Here is a 14,723-nt window from a genome sequence, read left to right on the forward strand (position 1 = left end):
GGCCCGCGTGGCAAGGCAAGCTCCTGCCCGCGTCAATGAACCCTTAAGCCATGCGTGAGTAGCATGGCAGTCATGTCGAGAAAGCACCCCTCCCCCAGACCCAGATGGGTAGTTTGCCCCGGGCGCACCGGGACGCAAGAGCCAATAACAAAAAAGGAAGCGAAATGAAGGATTTCATCGACAGCACCGCCTACAACAACGAGCAGGGCAACCGCGCGCGCAAGCTGTTCGCGGCGGTCGTGCTGGCGGCGCTGGACGACGCCATCGCCGACGACAAGAAGTTCGGCAACGGTCCCGAGCAGATCGCCCGCTGGGCGCGGTCCAAGGACGGGCGCGAAGTCCTCACCTGCGCCGGCATCGACCCGAACGAGCGGGTCGTCCAGGGTCTGATGGATTTCGTGGGCAAGGGCGTGCGGACCTCCGTGGCTCTGTCGCGCGAGGAAAGCGAGCGTCGCCACGCCGCCGAGGAAGAAGCCAAGGCCGCCTGATAAGGCATTCTCATTTCACTTCTATGACGCGGGCCCCAGGGTCCGCGTTTTTTGTTGGACAGGGTTTGCTGGACGGGGGAGGTCCATGGCCAAGGCCATCATGATCCAGGGCGCGGGCTCGAACGTGGGCAAGTCGCTGCTGGTCGCCGGGATTGCGCGGGCGTTCCGGCAGCGCGGGCTGCGCGTCGCGCCCTTCAAGCCGCAGAACATGTCGAACAACGCGGCCGTGACGGTGGATGGCGGCGAGATCGGCCGGGCGCAGGCGCTGCAGGCGCGCGCGGCGGGGCTGGAGCCCCACACCGACATGAATCCGGTGCTGCTAAAGCCCGAGACCGAGACCGGCGCGCAGGTGGTCGTGCAGGGCCGGCGCGTGGCGAGCGTCCGGGCACGAGATTATGCGAAGCTGAAGCCGTCCCTCATGGCCCCGGTGCTGGAAAGCTTCGGGCGGCTGGGCTCCGGGGCGGACCTCGTGGTCGTCGAGGGCGCGGGCAGCCCCGCCGAGGTCAACCTGCGGGCGGGCGACATCGCCAACATGGGATTCGCGCGCGCGGCGAATGTGCCCGTGGTGCTGGTGGGCGACATCGACCGGGGTGGCGTGATCGCGCAGCTCGTGGGCACGCGGGAAGTGCTCGACCCCGAGGACGCGGCGATGATCCGCGGCTTTGCCGTGAACAAGTTCCGGGGGGACCCGAGCCTCTTCGACGACGGGTTCCGGCTCATCGCGGAGCGGACGGGCTGGGCGGGGCTGGGCGTCGTCCCGTGGTTCGAGGAGGCCTGGCGGCTGCCGGCCGAGGACGTGCTGGACCTCGCCGGGCGCGGCAGCCGGGGATCGGTCAAGGTCGCGGTGCCGCAGCTGCGGCGGATCGCCAACTTCGACGACCTCGACCCCTTGTCGGCCACGCCGGGGGTGGGCGTCGAGATCGTGCCGCCGGGCCGCGCCCTGCCGGGCGACGCGGACCTCGTGATCCTGCCGGGGTCGAAGTCCACCATCGCCGACCTCGCCTTCCTGCGGGCGCAGGGTTGGGACATCGACCTCCTGGCCCATCGGCGGCGCGGCGGGCGCGTGCTGGGGATCTGCGGCGGCTTCCAGATGCTGGGCCGTCGAATCGAGGACCCCGAGGGACTGGAAGGGCCGCCCGGCGGCGTGGAGGGGCTGGGCCTCTTGGACGTCACGACCGTGATGGGGCGCGAGAAGCGGCTGGCCCGCGTGGCGGGGACGCACCGGGCCACGGGAATGGCCGTGGCGGGCTACGAGATCCACCTGGGCCGCACGGAGGGGCCGGACCTCGCCCGGCCCTGGCTGGAGATCGACGGCCGCCCTGAGGGTGCGGAGAGCGCCGACGGGCGCGTCCGGGGCACCTATCTTCATGGGCTCTTCGGCGCGGACGCTTTCCGTGCGGCGATGCTCTCGGAGCTGGGCGCGGCCCCTGCCCCCTTCGACTGGGAAGGCGAGGTCGAGGCCACGCTCGATCGCCTGGCCGCGCATGTGGCGCGGCACCTCGACCTCGACGCGCTCTGGCGGCTGGCGGCCTGAGCCCTCTCAGGCGCCGTCGCGGGCGGCGCCGAGGGCCTGTAGCACCTCGCGCCGGACGAGCTTGCGAAGGTTGCGCGTCATCCGCTCGCCCAACTCGCCCTGAAGCTCCTCGCGGACCACCTGGGCGATGAGGGCGCGCAGCGCGGCCTCGTCGGCGGGCTGCGCGAGGGGCCGGGTCGGCGGCTCGACCGGCGGCATGGGCGGGTGCAGGCCGGCGCTGACGATGACAGCGGGCGCATCGACGCTGGACGAAGAAGGAGCGTCGGGCACCGGCGGAGGCACGAGCCGCGCGATGACGCTTGGCGCGGACAATGTCGAGGGCGGCGGCGTGGGCGGGGCGTCGGGGGTCGGCGGCACCGGGGCGGCTTCGGCCTGGGCTGCGGGCGGCACCGGGGCGGCTTCGGGCGAGGCCGGTGTGACGGGGCGACTCGGCGGGACCACGGGCGAGCGCAGGACCAGCGGCTCGGGAGCGGCCGCGGGCTCGGCCACACGGAGGTCGTCGCCCAGAACGAAGGGCGCAGGCGCGGGGCCGGGGCGGTTGTCGTCGATCAGGCGACGGATGGCCGAGAGGACGTCCTGGGCCTCGGCGTCATGGGGAGCTTGCGTCATGGAACTTCCGTTCGCCGGGTGGAGCGGATCTTGGCCGGTCCGCGCCGTCCGGCCCGTCGCGGGGGTCAGTCCCCCGCGCCGATCGACTGGAGCACGCGGTCGAGCGCCCGGCCCTGCTCGGAGCCGCGGGCGGGGGCGTCGTCCACGAGGTTGTAATAGGCGGTGGGGTCGTAGACCGCCACGGCGAGCCCGAGGTTCTCCACCGTGAGCAGGCCTGCGGCCGAGAGCACCTGATAGCTGGCCAGCACCTCGTCGATCTCGGCCCCCGCGAGGTTGGTGCGGGCGTCGAGGAGGTCCTGCTCGGCCTCCAGCACGTCGAGCGTGGTGCGCGCGCCCAGGGTCGCCTCCTCGCGCACGCCCTCGAAGGCGGACTGCGCGGCGCGGACCTGCTCCTGGAAGGCGACGAGGGTGGCGCGGGCAACCTCCAGGTTGGAATAGGCGATGCTGACGCTCTGCACGATGTTGCGCGAGGTTTCGATGAGCTGGGCGCGGCTGGCGTCGCGGTCGGCCTGGGCCTGGCGGATCTGCGAGGCGCGGGCCCCGCCCGAGTAGATCTCGCCGCCGGCGCTGAGGCCGATGGAGGCGCCCAGCGTGCTGCTGCCGCCATCCAGGCTGTTGTTGATCGAGGGCCGCGCCTCGAGCTGCACCTGCGGCCGCAGGCTGGCCTCGGTGGACAGGATGGCGATCTCGTTGGCGGCGACCTGGTGCTGGGCCTGGCGCAGCGCCGGATGCGTGCGCAGGGCGATCTGCACGGCCTCGTCCAGCGTGGCGGGCACACGGGCGGGGGCGGCGGGCTGGAGCTGGCCGGGCGCGCGGCCCACGGCGGCGCGGAACGCCGCGACAGCCTGCGCGAGCCCGCCTTGGTCGGCCACGAGTTCGCTGCGCGCGGCGGCGAGCTGCGCCTCGGCGAGCGCCACGTCCGTGCGGGTGATCTCGCCCACCTCGAAGCGGTCGCGCGCGGCCTGCAGCTCCTGCCCGATGACGCGGACGTTGCTTTCGCGCAGGCTCACGAAGGCCGAGCGGCGGCGCACCTCCTGGTAGGCGGTGACGATCTGCTCGAGAACCTGGCGCTCGGTGTCGCGCAGCCCCTCGCGGGTGGCGAGTACCACCTCCTTCTGGAGGTCGATCGTCAAGCGGCGCTGGCCGCCGTCATAGAGCGTCAGCGAAGCCAGGAGCGACAGGGAGGCGCTGTCCGAAACGGTCGAGGTGTCGCCGGTCAGGTTCAGCCCGTCCTCGTTGCGGGTGAAGCTGCGGGCGAGCTCGGCCTGCCAGCTCAGGACCGGGCGCAGGCTGGCAACGGCCTGGGCCACGTCCTCGTCCGCGGCGCGCAGCACGGCGCGGTTCTGCTCGATGAGGCCGGAGCTCTCGTAGCCGAAGGCCAGCGTGTCGGCCAGCGTCTCGGCCCGGACCGCCGTGGATCCGAGCAGGAGAGCCATCAGGGCCCCGCGGATGATGTGTCGCATGTCGCTCCCTCCGCTCGTCCCGTTTGTGCCCCGCGCGCCGTCAGAGGACGAAGGCCGAGGCGCGACCGAAGCCGGGCAGCACGGGGGCCCCGGCATTGAAGGCGTAACGCCAGTGGACCTGGCCGCCTTCCTTGCGACCGATCCGGGCGGTGCCCAGGTTCTCTTCAGCGAAAAGGGCGGCGATGCGCCCGTCTTCGGCAAGCTGCGCGAGGAGCGCATCGGGAATCACCTCGACCGCGCCCTCGATCAGGATCACGTCGTATGGCGCCCCCGCGGGCGCCCCTTCGGCCAGGGGACCGACCTGGACGCGGGCCCGGGAGGCCCCCTGCCCGGCCAGCGCCGTCGAGGCGGCCTGCGCCAGGGCGGGGTCCTCCTCCAGGGCGATGACCTCGCCGCCCATCCGCGCGATCACGGCGGCGCCGTAGCCCAGGCCCGTGGCCAGGTCGAGCACGCGCTCGCCGGGGCGGATGTCGAGAGCTTCGAGGAACTTGCCCAGCGTCCGCGGCTCGAGCACCACGCGGCCGGGGGCGACAAGGAGGTTTTCGCCCAGGTAAGCGGCCTCGCGGCGCGATTCGGGCACGAACTCCTCGCGCGGGACGTGCAGCATGGCCTCGATAATCGGGAAGCGGGTCACCTCGGACGGGCGGACCTGCGTGTCCACCATCATCGTGCGGCGGGTCTGGAAATCGGACAAGGGGGGAACGCTCCGGTGTCTCGGCTTGCGAGGAGTGATGGCACAGGGGCGCGGCCGGGGCAATCGGGGCCGCGCGCGCCTGCCCTTTAGGCCCGCGGACGCGTGGCGTCCATGTCATGCCCGAAGATCATTATGGATTTACGGCCCCGGCGGGAGAACCACGTCCCTGCGGCGGCGAGTTGGTGGAGAGCTTGTGCCGCGGATTGCAAGCCCGTGCCGACCGGGTCGACTTTGGCACTCGTCTCCCTCACGCCCTAAGCCAAGGCGGGCCATGCCAATCACCGGCAGTTTCCGGAGATCACGCGGATTGGAGGGCGCCTCTAGGCCAAGGGGCGCGTCACGGTGCAGGATCCTGTCCGTCAGACGCCAAGGTCTGCATCTGTAACGCGATTGAGAGCCGCTTCTCGGCCCGCAGCACGGCCGGATCGGGCGCCTTGGTGACTCCTGAAGGATCAAGTCCAGATTGGCTACCAAAGCCAAGCGCTCGGCCGGATGGTCTGTTCTTCAAGGAGTAATGGAGGCGAGTACCGGAATCGAACCGGTCTACACGGATTTGCAATCCGCTGCGTAACCTCTCCGCCAACTCGCCGTCGCCCTGCGGGGATTAAGGGTTAGGGTAGTACTGGTCAAGTGGCGATCCATCCGGGAGCCTGGTTGTCGTTACGTGCTCGCTCTGTTCAACGCGGCATCACGCGCGCTTAGCACTCTTGCATGATCTGCCGCAGCACAGCCGCGCGTTTGCTGACCGTTGCCTTGAACTGCAGCCCGCTTCACTTCGGTCAGGATGCGCGATCCGGACGAGTGATGGGCACGCAGGTGGAGCACGTCGTTCGACACCCTGCGGACCGACGAGCGAAGCCTTCGCCCTACCCGTCGTGGCAGACCCGGCGCGCTCGGTTGGTGCGGTTATGGCGCCGGACGCTCTGGCCGATTGGCTCATAGCCATCGCACGCGATCGCGTGGGCGCTGGCCGGCCGGTGCCTGCATACCCGGAAGCCCGAGCGGTTCCTCTCCAGCGACGGACCCAGCCGGGAGACCGAGCAGATCGCGTGGCCGGCCGATCTGGCTTCGGGGAACACCAGGTTTCGAGGCGAACGCACGCGCCTGGACCGTGGCATTCTGGAGAACGCCATCGTCCTCCTCACGGTGGTGCTGGCGTGAGATAGCCCACGCAGACAACTCGCCTTGCGCACCCAGGAGCGCCGGTGCAGACGCGGCCGGGTCGAACGGCTCATGCGCGCCACCGCCGTATCCGGGCGCTCGCAGCGTGACACTGCCGGCCCTGCGCAATCAACCGCCGCCATCCTCTGTTGAGCGCCGACCCTGCTCGACCGACGGTTCCAAAGCGCCCCGGTTTGGGCGAGGCTGGACGGCCGACATCACGTGCCTCGCAACTGGCGAGGGTTGCCTCCACTTCGCCACCGTGTCCAGCGAGCGGGCAAGCTCGCCCGGGTCATCGGTATCCATATTGACGATGAAGCGGATGGCCTCGTAGGCCGGGGTCTCGTCGCGCCGCGCGTCGAGAACTCGCTCCTGCGCGCGGCTGGTGCTGAACTGCGGCGCCCGGAAGTCGAGGAGGATGACCTCGCCTTTGGCCATGACCTACTCCGCAGGTTGGGGGCGTAGAACTGCCGCTTCGTCTCGGAGGCGGCCGGCAGGGCAAGCGGCAGGAGGGTGCGAGGGCGCTGTAGGCAAAAGCGAGGACGACCGCCGCCACGCCCAGCACGAAGGTGGACATGACGGCGCCGGCGCGCCCGAGGTTCTGCCCTTGGGCGGCAAGCACGATGGCCGCGCCGAGCGTCGGGCCGATGCGGGGATTCCAGACCGCACCCAGAAGCACGCCGCCATCCCGGCGAGCGCCGGTTCCACGCATCTACCCAGCGCAGGCAGGAGGAGCGCGAGTCCGACGGTTATCAAGACAAGCGCCACCGAGGCCCAGGACGACGACGAAAGCGCTTTGCCGGCCGCGAGCACGAGGGGTAGCACCGGCAGGATGCAAGGACAGATCAGGATCTGGAGCCCGCGCTGCGCTCCAAGGATCGGGTCCGCGCTCCTGCGGTGACCGCCGGCGATCTCATGCGGCCATCCAGCCCCAGGAGCGCGTCGAGCGACAGGGCGCCGGGCCCGAAGCGGATGAGGGCAAGGAGGCAAGCCGCCCAGAGGCCATGCGTCATCCAGGCCTCGGGATAGACGAAGGTCTGGATCACCAGCGTCATCGTCAGGAGCCCTAAGGCCGAGAGCCGTGTCATCAGCCCCAGCACGAGCGCCACCGACAGCAGGTGCTCGGCCAACGTGGCAAGGACAGCGGCGACGGCCGAAGGGATCAGAGGCAGGGCGTACTCGTGCTCGAAGAGGTACCAGGTCGACTCGGCGATCTGCCAGCCGTCCACCTTGGTGCGGGCCGAGGCCCAGAACACCGCCGCAGGGAACAGCCGCAGTGCAAGGCCGACCGCCGCATAGGGCAGCCGGTCACCCCAGTTGTTGAACCGGCGGAGGAACTCGAGAGGGTCGCGGGACGCAGGGGTCATCAAGGATGATCCTTCATGGGCGGCAGGGCGGGCGCAACGAGCACCCCGGCGCTAACGAGCCGCGCCAGCAGCGGCGCGGGATCGTGGCCGGGCTCGACGCTTGCGGCGGCTGCGAAGGCGAGGAGCGTGTCGCCGTCACGCAACTGGGAAAGGAACGCCGCGTCTCCGGGCGAAATGGCCTGGGCGATCACGTCGAGGCGGCGGTCGCGCAGGACCAGGGCCGTCTCGGGGTTCACGGCGGCGACCGGCCGCGCCGGCGCGCCAGGCCGGTTGGCGCGCCAGATCGACACGATGGCGTAGCACGACGCGACGACCTGCACGGAGGGATGAAGCCCGAGCCGCGCCGTGTCGGGCTCCTGCGCGAGGCGGACAAGGTCGGCGGGGGAGAGGGGCTCGGCGTCGCCGGCGTGGTAGGCGAGGCCGAGGGCGGTTTCGAGCCGCGCCACATCGGGGAGGTAGGGGAGCGCGGTCGCTGGGGGGAATGCCTCAAGGAACTGGGGAAAGGCTCCGCCCCAGGCGAGCAGGACCGGAGATTCCGGCGGATGCGCCTGGGCGAAGGCGCGGGCCATCGCCGAGAAGAACCGCTCCCCCACCAGCCGCCGCACCACGGGGAAGCGGGTGGCCAGCGCCTCCGAGAGGCCATGTGCGACGTTGTTCCGATGGACGGCGAAGCGGCGGGCGGCCTCGGCGGGGTCGCGCGCGGTCACGCCCGGGGGCAGCGCCCCGGTCCAGACGCCGGATCGAAAGGCCGCGACGAGATCAGGATGCGAAGGCAAGTAGGCCTCCCCGCGCGCGGTCGAGCGCCGCGCGCGCGCGCTCGGCCTCGCGCAGCAGCGTTGCGAAGGACGGCACGTCGTTGTCCCATTCGATCAGCGTGGGCCTGGGCCCTGTCCGCTCCAGTATGAAAGCGAAGAGATCCCAGACCGGATCGGCGACGGGGGTGCCATGAGCATCAATGAGGAGCGGCCCGGAGGGCAGCGCCTCCTCGAAGAAGCCGCCCAGGTGGATCTCGCCCACCGCATGGAGCGGGAAGGCGTCGAGGTAGGCGTGCGGGTCGGTCCGATGGTTCGTGGCCGAGACGAAGACGTTGTTGACGTCGAGGAGGAGCCCGCAGCTCGTGCGGCGCGCGACTTCGGCCAGGAACTCGGTCTCGGGAATCGTGGACTGGGCGAAGAGGACGTAGGTCGAGGGGTTCTCGAGGAGCATCCGCCGTCCGAGCGCGGCCTGCACCTCGTCCACGTGGTCGCAGACGATCCCCAGCGTCTCCTCCGTATAGGGGAGCGGCAACAGATCGTTCAGGAAGGTACCCTCGTGGCTGGACCAGGCGAGGTGCTCGGAGAAGCTGTCGGGCTCGTAACGGTCGCAGAGCCGCCGCAGCCGCGCGAGGTGGGCGGCGTCGAGCCGCCCCGGCCCGCCGATCGACAGGCCCACGCCGTGGATCGACATGGCGCAATCGTCGCGCAGCGCGGCGAGTTGCGCGTGCGGTCGTCCGCCTTCGCCCATGTAGTTCTCAGCGTGGACCTCCCAGAAGCCCAGGGCGGGCCGGCTGCTGACGATGTCGGCGAAGTGCTCGGCCTTGAAGCCCAGGCCGGGGGCGTCGGGAAGCGGCATGGCGGGTCCTGTGCGGAAAAGGAGGGGGCGGCCCCGGGGACCGCCCCTGAGGCTTCAGGCCGAGGGCAGGTCGCGGTCGAGGGCCTCGAGGCTGCCCATACGGGCCGTGCCGTCGGCCTGCGCGGGTAGCTCGATGGTGGCGCAGGTCCCGGCGGGCACGAGGGTCCAGGCGTTGCCCTGGTAGTCCACCACAGACGTGCCGGCGCAGGTCGTGCCGGGGCCCGCGGCGCAGTCGTTCTCGCCGGCGAGCGACACGCCGAAACACTTTTCCATCTCGGCCTCCTCCTGGGCCTGGGCGGCGGAAGCGGCCATCGCAAGGGCCGTGGCAAGCGTGGCGGTGAGCTGGAGGGTGGTCGTCATTCGGGTCATCACGGTCTCCCTGAGGGATGGAAAGGACCTGTCGCGGTCCTCGGCAGGGCTTTTCGAGGAGCGTCCGGCTTCCGTTACGCTGGTCACGACAGCGTGATGCCCGGATCATGGAAGCGCAGAAGGGTGGTTGCCGCCTGTAACATCGGGCCTGTTCCGGCCGAAGGGACTGGCATGATGCGGGACACAGAGAGCGATTGGGCCGCCCTCCTGCGGGCGGCGAAGGCGGGGGACGGGCGCGCCTACGCCCGCTTCCTGCGCGAGGTCGCCCCTGTCCTGAGGGGCATCGTCCGGGCCCGCGGCCAAGCGCTGCCGGTCCATCACCACGAGGACATCGTGCAAGAGGTTCTTCTCGCCATTCACGCCAAGCGCCATACCTGGGACGCGGGTCGCCCGCTGCGCCCTTGGCTTTTCGCCATCGCGCGCCACAAGGTGGCCGACGCCTTCCGGGCTCGCGGCGCCCGGCTCCATCTTGACATCGCGGACCGCGCCGAGGTGCTCCCCGCCGAGCCGGGACCTGACCCGGACGCGGCGCGCGACGCCGCACGCCTGCTCGGGCGGCTCGATCCGCGCGCCGCCGAGATCGTCCGCTCGGCCCATCTCCACGACGAAGCGCCCGCCGAGATCGGGCGGCGGCTGTCCATGTCGGAGGGGGCGGTCCGAGTGGCGCTCCACCGGGCTCTCAAGCGCCTCGGCGCAATGACCCAGGGATCGCCGCGATGAGAACCGAGGACCTGATCGAGCGCCTCGCCCGGGAGGAGGAATCCGCCGTGTCGGTCCGATCGGGCGTCGTGGCCGCCTGGACGCCGGCGTTTCTCGCCACGCTGGTCATCATGCTTGTCGGCTGGGGCCTGCGGTCCGGGCTCGGGCTGGCGCTCGCCGACCCGCTCGTGTTGGCTAAAATCGCCCTGCCCATGCTCGCGGCTGCGATGGCGCTGGCCGGCGGCTTGGAGCTGTCGCGCCCCGAGGGCCACGCCACGCGGGCGTTGCCGGGACTTGGAGCCCTTGGCGTCGCATGGCTGGGCCTGCTGACCCTCGACCTCGCCATTACCCCGCCCGAGACCTGGGACGAAGCCCTGCGCGGCCAGACGCGGCTCGCCTGCCTGCTCTCGATCCTGGCGCTGGCCGTGCTGCCGACCGCCGCCCTGCTCGCCGCCCTGCGCCGCGGCGCCAGTCCCCGCCCTGCGCTCTCCGGCGCCCTTGCCGGTCTGGCCGGCGGGGCGGGCGCGGCCGCAATCTACGCCTTTCACTGCCCCGAGGACGCCCCGCTGTTCTACGTCACTTGGTATGGCACGGGGATCGTGATCGCTTCCGCGGCGGGCGCCGTCCTAGGATCGCGCTGGCTACGCTGGTGATGGCGTATCAGGTCGGTCCACCGACAGAGCCATATGACCTAGGTCTTCTGTCCCTAGATGGCTGGGCCTCAACCGTCCGCCGATAGTCTCCGGGAGGCGGCGTACGGCTTGATCGCCGTCGAGGTCCGGCAGCGGGTTCAGGATCTCTATGGCAAGCACCGCCCACGCGTCGCTCGACCGCGATGTTCCTTCGGGCCGGTTCGCCGTCTCGGGCTCCCAATTCTCCTTCCTCGACATGGTCGACGCAGTCAGGGCCGCCCACCGACCAGTCGCTTCAGCTCGAGTCGCTAGGTCCGGTCGAGGAACCGCGCCGGTAGATGGAGGACACCACCGCCCGTAACTCCAGCCCCTACGAGCGCTACCAGCCCTTCATGCTGACCATGCCGCCGCTGCACAACATCCAGAGCGACCGTCACGATGGGCTGCGGCACGAGCCCTTTCACGATTTCGCGCCATGCGCGTTTCAGGAGGTCTGGCACGACCCACCGCATCCTCGTCGCCAGCTCCCAAGGCGGGGTTGCCCTGCGAAAGCTTCTGCGCTGCCCTGGCCCGTGTGGGGCCGCCGTTTGTCTGGGATTTGGTTGCGGGGGCAGGGTTTGAACTCTGGCGAACGGAACCGATGGTCTGGTCAGGCTGCGTGCGCCGGCTCGGCCGCTGGTCACGTCCGACCCATCAGATGTGATCTGGTCCCTGCGAGCGAAACCTGTAGCCCACCCCTGGCTCGGTGAAGATGTAGCGCGGGTCCGACGCGTCGTCGCCGATCTTGGCCCGAAGCTGCCGCACATAGACACGAAGGTACTGGCTGTCCTCGGCATGAGCCGGGCCCCACAGCGTCCGCAGGATCTGTCCCTGGGTGACCAGCCGCCCGGCATGGCTCGCGAGGAGCCAAAGGAGGTCGAACTCCCGCCGAGTGAGCCTGACCGGCTCGCTGGCTTTGGTCACCGTATGCGCGGCCGCGTCGATCCGCAGGTCTCCGATCTCCAGCACCGAGGGGCTTGGGGAGGGCTCGCCCCTGTCCCGCAGCAACGCACGCAGGCGGGCCAAGAACTCCCTGGTGCCGAAGGGCTTGGTGACGTAATCCTGCGCGCCTGCGTCCAGCGCCGCGACCTTTCCGCCCTCGTCCGAGCGGACCGATAGGACCAGAACGGGCATCTGCGACCATTCGCGGATCCCTCTCAGCACGGCCAGGCCATCAGCATCCGGGAGCCCGAGGTCGAGGATCACGGCCGCGGGCTGCTCGTGGGCGGCGGCGCGGATGCCGTCGCGGGCGGTGCCGGCCTCCACCACCTCGTAGCCCTCGGACTCCAGCGCGATGCGCAGGAAGCGACGGATCGGCGCCTCGTCGTCCACGATCAGAATGCGCGCAGCTGAGGTCACGAGGTCAGGTCTTCCTGAAATGTTGGCAGAGCCAGCACCATGCGCGTGCCCGTCCCGTCCTCCCGCACGGCCTCGGCGTGGATCGTGCCACCCTGGGCCTCGATGAACCCTCGGGCGATGGCGAGGCCCAGGCCTGTCCCGGCCCGGTGGCGGTCGCTGTCCTCGAGCCGCACGAACATCCCGAAGACGCGCTCGCGTTGCTCGGGCGGGATGCCGGGCCCGTCGTCGCTGACCGACAGCTCGACTTCGGAACCCAGCGTTCGCGCGGCGATCCGGATGGGGCGTCCCTCGGGTCCGTACTTGGCGGCGTTGTCGAGAAGGTTCACCAGCACCTGCTCCGTCAGGGTGAGATCGACATCCACCATCGGCAGGTCCGCAGGCAGGTCGACCTCTATGGGGTACCGCTCCAGAGCCCGCCGGAGCCGATGCCGAGCCTGCCCGACGAGATCGGCCACGTCGACCGCAATCGGTCTTGGCCGCAGGGCCCCGTGCTCAAGTCGCGTCATGTCGAGGAGGTTCTGGACGTAGCGATCGAGCCGCTGCCCTTCCTCGCGGATTGTCTCCGCCAAAGTGAGCCGCGCCTCCGGCGCGAGGGAGCCCGCGTCCTCGGCGAGGCTGTCGGCCGCTCCGATGATGGTGACGAGCGGCGTCCGCAGGTCGTGGCTCACCGAGGACAGGAGCGCGGTCCGGAGCCGCTCGGTCTCGGAGGCCAGCTGCGTCCTCGAGAGCTCCTCGGCGAGCCGCACCCGTTCGAGCGCCAGGGCGACCTGGTCGGCCAGGGAATCGATCAGCGGCCGGTCGAGAAGCGCAAGCCGCGCATCGTCCCCTAGCCGCAGGCCCAGGACCGCAAGGCGGCGGTCGCCTGCGCGGACAGGTAGGAAGTACCAGTCGGCCGTGGGCAGTGTCCCGGTCCCTCTTCCTGTGGCCTCGCCCTTGTCCCAGGCGAAGCGCGCGGCGGTCATGTCGCGGGTCTCGATGCGATCCTCGGGCGGGAAGCCTCCCACGACCGCGAGACCCCCGTCGTCGTCCGGAGCCAGGAGCAGCGTGTCGCAGCCGAGCGTCCCGGCCACATTGCTGACAATCGCCCAGACCACGTCGTCACGCGTGGCCCCCGAGGCCACGCGGCGGCCGAAGTCGTGGAGCTTGCCCAGCCGGTCCACGATCGCTCGTTGCGCCTGCACCCGGGCGCGAAGTTGGGCAGCGAGGTTTCCAGTGACGGTCGAGGCCACCAGGAAGAGAAGAAGGGTAAGAAGCTCTCCCCGTTCGGCGACCGTGAAGGTGTGGCGCGGCTCGACGAAGAAGAAGTTGTGGGCCAGGAAGCCCAGGGCGGCGGCCAGGACCGCAGGTCCGATGCCCCGGATTGCCGCCACCGCAACCACCGCCGTCATGTAGATGAGCGACAAGCTCGGTGCGGGGATCAGGGTGTCGATCGCCCAGGCGGCCGACGTGGCCAACGCGATCGCGAGCGGGGCCGCGGCATAGACGCCAAGGCCTTCGCGGGTCCGCCTCGGCGGCCACTCGGTCCGTCGACCCGGCCTGGGTGCGCTGCCCGATGCGATGGTGATCTCGAAGTCGCGCCCTTGCCTTAGCAGGTCGCGCGCGAGGGTCCCGGCTCCAGCCCAGCGGCCCAGCCGTTCCAACCACGTCTGTGCCCCTGGGCGGCCGAGGACGATCCGGCGCACGTTGTGACGGCGGGCAAAGCTCAGCACCTCGGCGACGGCATCGTGTTCGGCCTCGATCGTGGCCAGCTCGGCCCCCAGGCGCTCGGCGAGCCGGAGGAAGTCGGCAATGCGGTCCTTGGCCTCGGAGGTCAGGCGCTCGGCTTGCGAGGACAGGACCGAGAGGGCGATCCACTCGGTCCGGGCGCGGTCGGCGGAGCGCTTGGCCACGCGGATCGCATCGCGCGTCACGGGATCCTCGGTCACCACGACGAGAAGACGATCCTGCGCGGGCCAAGGGCCGGGGATCGCGTGCGCGGCCATGTGCTCGCGCAGTTCCGCGTCCACCCGGTCGGCGGCGGCCCGCAAGGACAGCTCCCGCAGGGCCACCAGGTTGCCTTTCGCGAAGAAGGCCCGCACGGCGCGCGCCGCTTGGTCCTGCACGTAGACCTTCCCCGCGTGCAGGCGCTGAAGCAGCTCCTCGGGTGGCAGGTCGATGAGCTCGATCTCGTCGGCCTCGTCCAGCATGCGGTCGGGCACGGTCTCGCGCACGCGGATGCCGGTGATGCGGGCCACTGTCTCGTTCAGCGTCTCGACGTGCTGGACGTTCAGTGTCGTGTAGACGTCGATCCCGGCCGCCAGCACCTCCTCGACATCCTGCCAGCGCTTCTCGTGGCGGCTGCCCTCGACGTTCGTGTGGGCGAGCTCGTCGATCAGCGCGAGGTCGGGGCGTCGGGCGAGCAGCCCGTCGAGATCCATCTCGGTCAGGATGCGGCCCTTGTAGACCAATGGCCGGCGCGGCAGCACGGGCAGGTCACGGAGCATCGCCTCGGTCTCGTGGCGACCATGGGTCTCGACCACGGCCGCCGCCACATCCACGCCCTCGCGCTGACGCGCCTGTGCTGCCTCCAGCATGGCGTAGGTCTTGCCGACGCCCGGGGCCGCACCCAGGAACACCTTGAGCCGTCCCCGCCCCTCCCGCGCCGCGGAGGCGAGGAGCGCGTCGGGTTCGGGGCGCAGCATAGGGTCGGCCATGGCCG

At 70.7% G+C, this 14,723-nt stretch carries 14 protein-coding genes and 1 tRNA gene; 4 read left to right on the plus strand and 11 right to left on the minus strand.

The features are described 5' to 3' along the window. Positions 1-164: 164 nt before the first annotated feature. Together FHG71_RS07260 and FHG71_RS07265 are read left to right on the plus strand one after the other, a co-directional pair. Positions 165-488, plus strand: a complete 324-nt coding sequence (locus FHG71_RS07260) for a DUF6280 family protein (protein ID WP_139080960.1) — start codon at positions 165-167, stop codon at positions 486-488. 85 nt (positions 489-573) lie between these two features. Further along, positions 574-2,022 carry a cobyric acid synthase gene (locus tag FHG71_RS07265; protein WP_139080961.1) on the plus strand — a complete coding sequence of 483 codons (1,449 nt, stop codon included), beginning with the start codon at positions 574-576 and terminating at the stop codon, positions 2,020-2,022. 6 nt (positions 2,023-2,028) lie between these two features. Here FHG71_RS07265 and FHG71_RS07270 read toward each other — a convergent pair whose 3' ends face one another. The 9 genes from FHG71_RS07270 to FHG71_RS07310 form a co-directional block, all read right to left on the minus strand. Next, positions 2,029-2,631 (minus strand): hypothetical protein, encoded by a 603-nt coding sequence (locus FHG71_RS07270; RefSeq protein ID WP_139080962.1) that lies wholly within the window; start codon positions 2,629-2,631, stop codon positions 2,029-2,031. 65 nt (positions 2,632-2,696) lie between these two features. Continuing rightward, complete coding sequence (locus FHG71_RS07275; protein WP_246045372.1) at positions 2,697-4,094, minus strand: TolC family outer membrane protein; 1,398 nt, start codon at positions 4,092-4,094, stop codon at positions 2,697-2,699. A 40-nt stretch (positions 4,095-4,134) separates the two neighbouring features. After that, on the minus strand, positions 4,135-4,788 hold the full coding sequence (locus FHG71_RS07280) for a protein-L-isoaspartate O-methyltransferase family protein (protein ID WP_139080963.1): 654 nt from the start codon (positions 4,786-4,788) through the stop codon (positions 4,135-4,137). Positions 4,789-5,303: 515 nt separating this feature from the next. Further along, positions 5,304-5,377: transfer RNA gene (locus FHG71_RS07285), tRNA-Cys, on the minus strand. 701 nt (positions 5,378-6,078) lie between these two features. Next, positions 6,079-6,387 carry a hypothetical protein gene (locus tag FHG71_RS23470; RefSeq protein WP_176559319.1) on the minus strand — a complete coding sequence of 103 codons (309 nt, stop codon included), beginning with the start codon at positions 6,385-6,387 and terminating at the stop codon, positions 6,079-6,081. Positions 6,388-6,794: 407 nt separating this feature from the next. Continuing rightward, a complete protein-coding gene (locus FHG71_RS07295; protein ID WP_139080964.1) occupies positions 6,795-7,316 on the minus strand; it encodes a DoxX family protein in 522 nt (173 codons plus the stop codon). Then, positions 7,316-8,092, minus strand: a complete 777-nt coding sequence (locus FHG71_RS07300; RefSeq protein ID WP_139080965.1) for an HvfC/BufC N-terminal domain-containing protein — start codon at positions 8,090-8,092, stop codon at positions 7,316-7,318. The genes FHG71_RS07295 and FHG71_RS07300 overlap by 1 nt, the downstream gene beginning before the upstream one ends. Then, positions 8,076-8,927 carry an MNIO family bufferin maturase gene (gene bufB, locus FHG71_RS07305; RefSeq protein ID WP_139080966.1) on the minus strand — a complete coding sequence of 284 codons (852 nt, stop codon included), beginning with the start codon at positions 8,925-8,927 and terminating at the stop codon, positions 8,076-8,078. Before bufB ends, FHG71_RS07300 begins: the two co-directional genes overlap by 17 nt. Before the next feature lie 54 nt (positions 8,928-8,981). After that, a complete protein-coding gene (locus tag FHG71_RS07310; RefSeq protein WP_139080967.1) occupies positions 8,982-9,296 on the minus strand; it encodes a BufA1 family periplasmic bufferin-type metallophore in 315 nt (104 codons plus the stop codon). A 171-nt stretch (positions 9,297-9,467) separates the two neighbouring features. On the opposite strand from FHG71_RS07310, the gene FHG71_RS07315 reads away from it, so the two are divergent. Continuing rightward, positions 9,468-10,016 (plus strand): sigma-70 family RNA polymerase sigma factor, encoded by a 549-nt coding sequence (locus FHG71_RS07315; RefSeq protein WP_246045373.1) that lies wholly within the window; start codon positions 9,468-9,470, stop codon positions 10,014-10,016. Further along, the gene (locus FHG71_RS07320; protein WP_139080968.1) at positions 10,013-10,648 is read left to right on the plus strand and encodes an NrsF family protein; all 636 of its coding nucleotides are present in this window, start codon (positions 10,013-10,015) and stop codon (positions 10,646-10,648) included. Before FHG71_RS07315 ends, FHG71_RS07320 begins: the two co-directional genes overlap by 4 nt. Before the next feature lie 672 nt (positions 10,649-11,320). Here FHG71_RS07320 and FHG71_RS07325 read toward each other — a convergent pair. After that, positions 11,321-12,025: a response regulator gene (locus FHG71_RS07325; RefSeq protein ID WP_139080969.1), complete on the minus strand. Its 705-nt coding sequence runs from the start codon at positions 12,023-12,025 to the stop codon at positions 11,321-11,323. After that, positions 12,022-14,718: a sensor histidine kinase gene (locus FHG71_RS07330; protein WP_139080970.1), complete on the minus strand. Its 2,697-nt coding sequence runs from the start codon at positions 14,716-14,718 to the stop codon at positions 12,022-12,024. The genes FHG71_RS07325 and FHG71_RS07330 overlap by 4 nt, the downstream gene beginning before the upstream one ends. Positions 14,719-14,723 lie beyond the last annotated feature (5 nt).

Origin of the sequence: Rubellimicrobium roseum, from assembly GCF_006152145.1 — a bacterium.
Taxonomy (GTDB): domain Bacteria; phylum Pseudomonadota; class Alphaproteobacteria; order Rhodobacterales; family Rhodobacteraceae; genus Rubellimicrobium; species Rubellimicrobium roseum.

What these genes read in the sequence shown, in the direction of transcription:
- FHG71_RS07320 (WP_139080968.1), top strand. Translation starts at nt 10,013, where the DNA reads ATGAGAACCGAGGACCTGATCGAGCGCCTCGCCCGGGAGGAGGAATCC.
- FHG71_RS07270 (WP_139080962.1), bottom strand. Translation starts at nt 2,631, where the DNA reads ATGACGCAAGCTCCCCATGACGCCGAGGCCCAGGACGTCCTCTCGGCC.
- bufB (WP_139080966.1), bottom strand. Translation starts at nt 8,927, where the DNA reads ATGCCGCTTCCCGACGCCCCCGGCCTGGGCTTCAAGGCCGAGCACTTC.
- FHG71_RS23470 (WP_176559319.1), bottom strand. Translation starts at nt 6,387, where the DNA reads ATGGCCAAAGGCGAGGTCATCCTCCTCGACTTCCGGGCGCCGCAGTTC.
- FHG71_RS07260 (WP_139080960.1), top strand. Translation starts at nt 165, where the DNA reads ATGAAGGATTTCATCGACAGCACCGCCTACAACAACGAGCAGGGCAAC.
- FHG71_RS07295 (WP_139080964.1), bottom strand. Translation starts at nt 7,316, where the DNA reads ATGACCCCTGCGTCCCGCGACCCTCTCGAGTTCCTCCGCCGGTTCAAC.
- FHG71_RS07315 (WP_246045373.1), top strand. Translation starts at nt 9,468, where the DNA reads ATGATGCGGGACACAGAGAGCGATTGGGCCGCCCTCCTGCGGGCGGCG.
- FHG71_RS07275 (WP_246045372.1), bottom strand. Translation starts at nt 4,094, where the DNA reads ATGCGACACATCATCCGCGGGGCCCTGATGGCTCTCCTGCTCGGATCC.
- FHG71_RS07310 (WP_139080967.1), bottom strand. Translation starts at nt 9,296, where the DNA reads ATGACCCGAATGACGACCACCCTCCAGCTCACCGCCACGCTTGCCACG.
- FHG71_RS07330 (WP_139080970.1), bottom strand. Translation starts at nt 14,718, where the DNA reads ATGGCCGACCCTATGCTGCGCCCCGAACCCGACGCGCTCCTCGCCTCC.
- FHG71_RS07265 (WP_139080961.1), top strand. Translation starts at nt 574, where the DNA reads ATGGCCAAGGCCATCATGATCCAGGGCGCGGGCTCGAACGTGGGCAAG.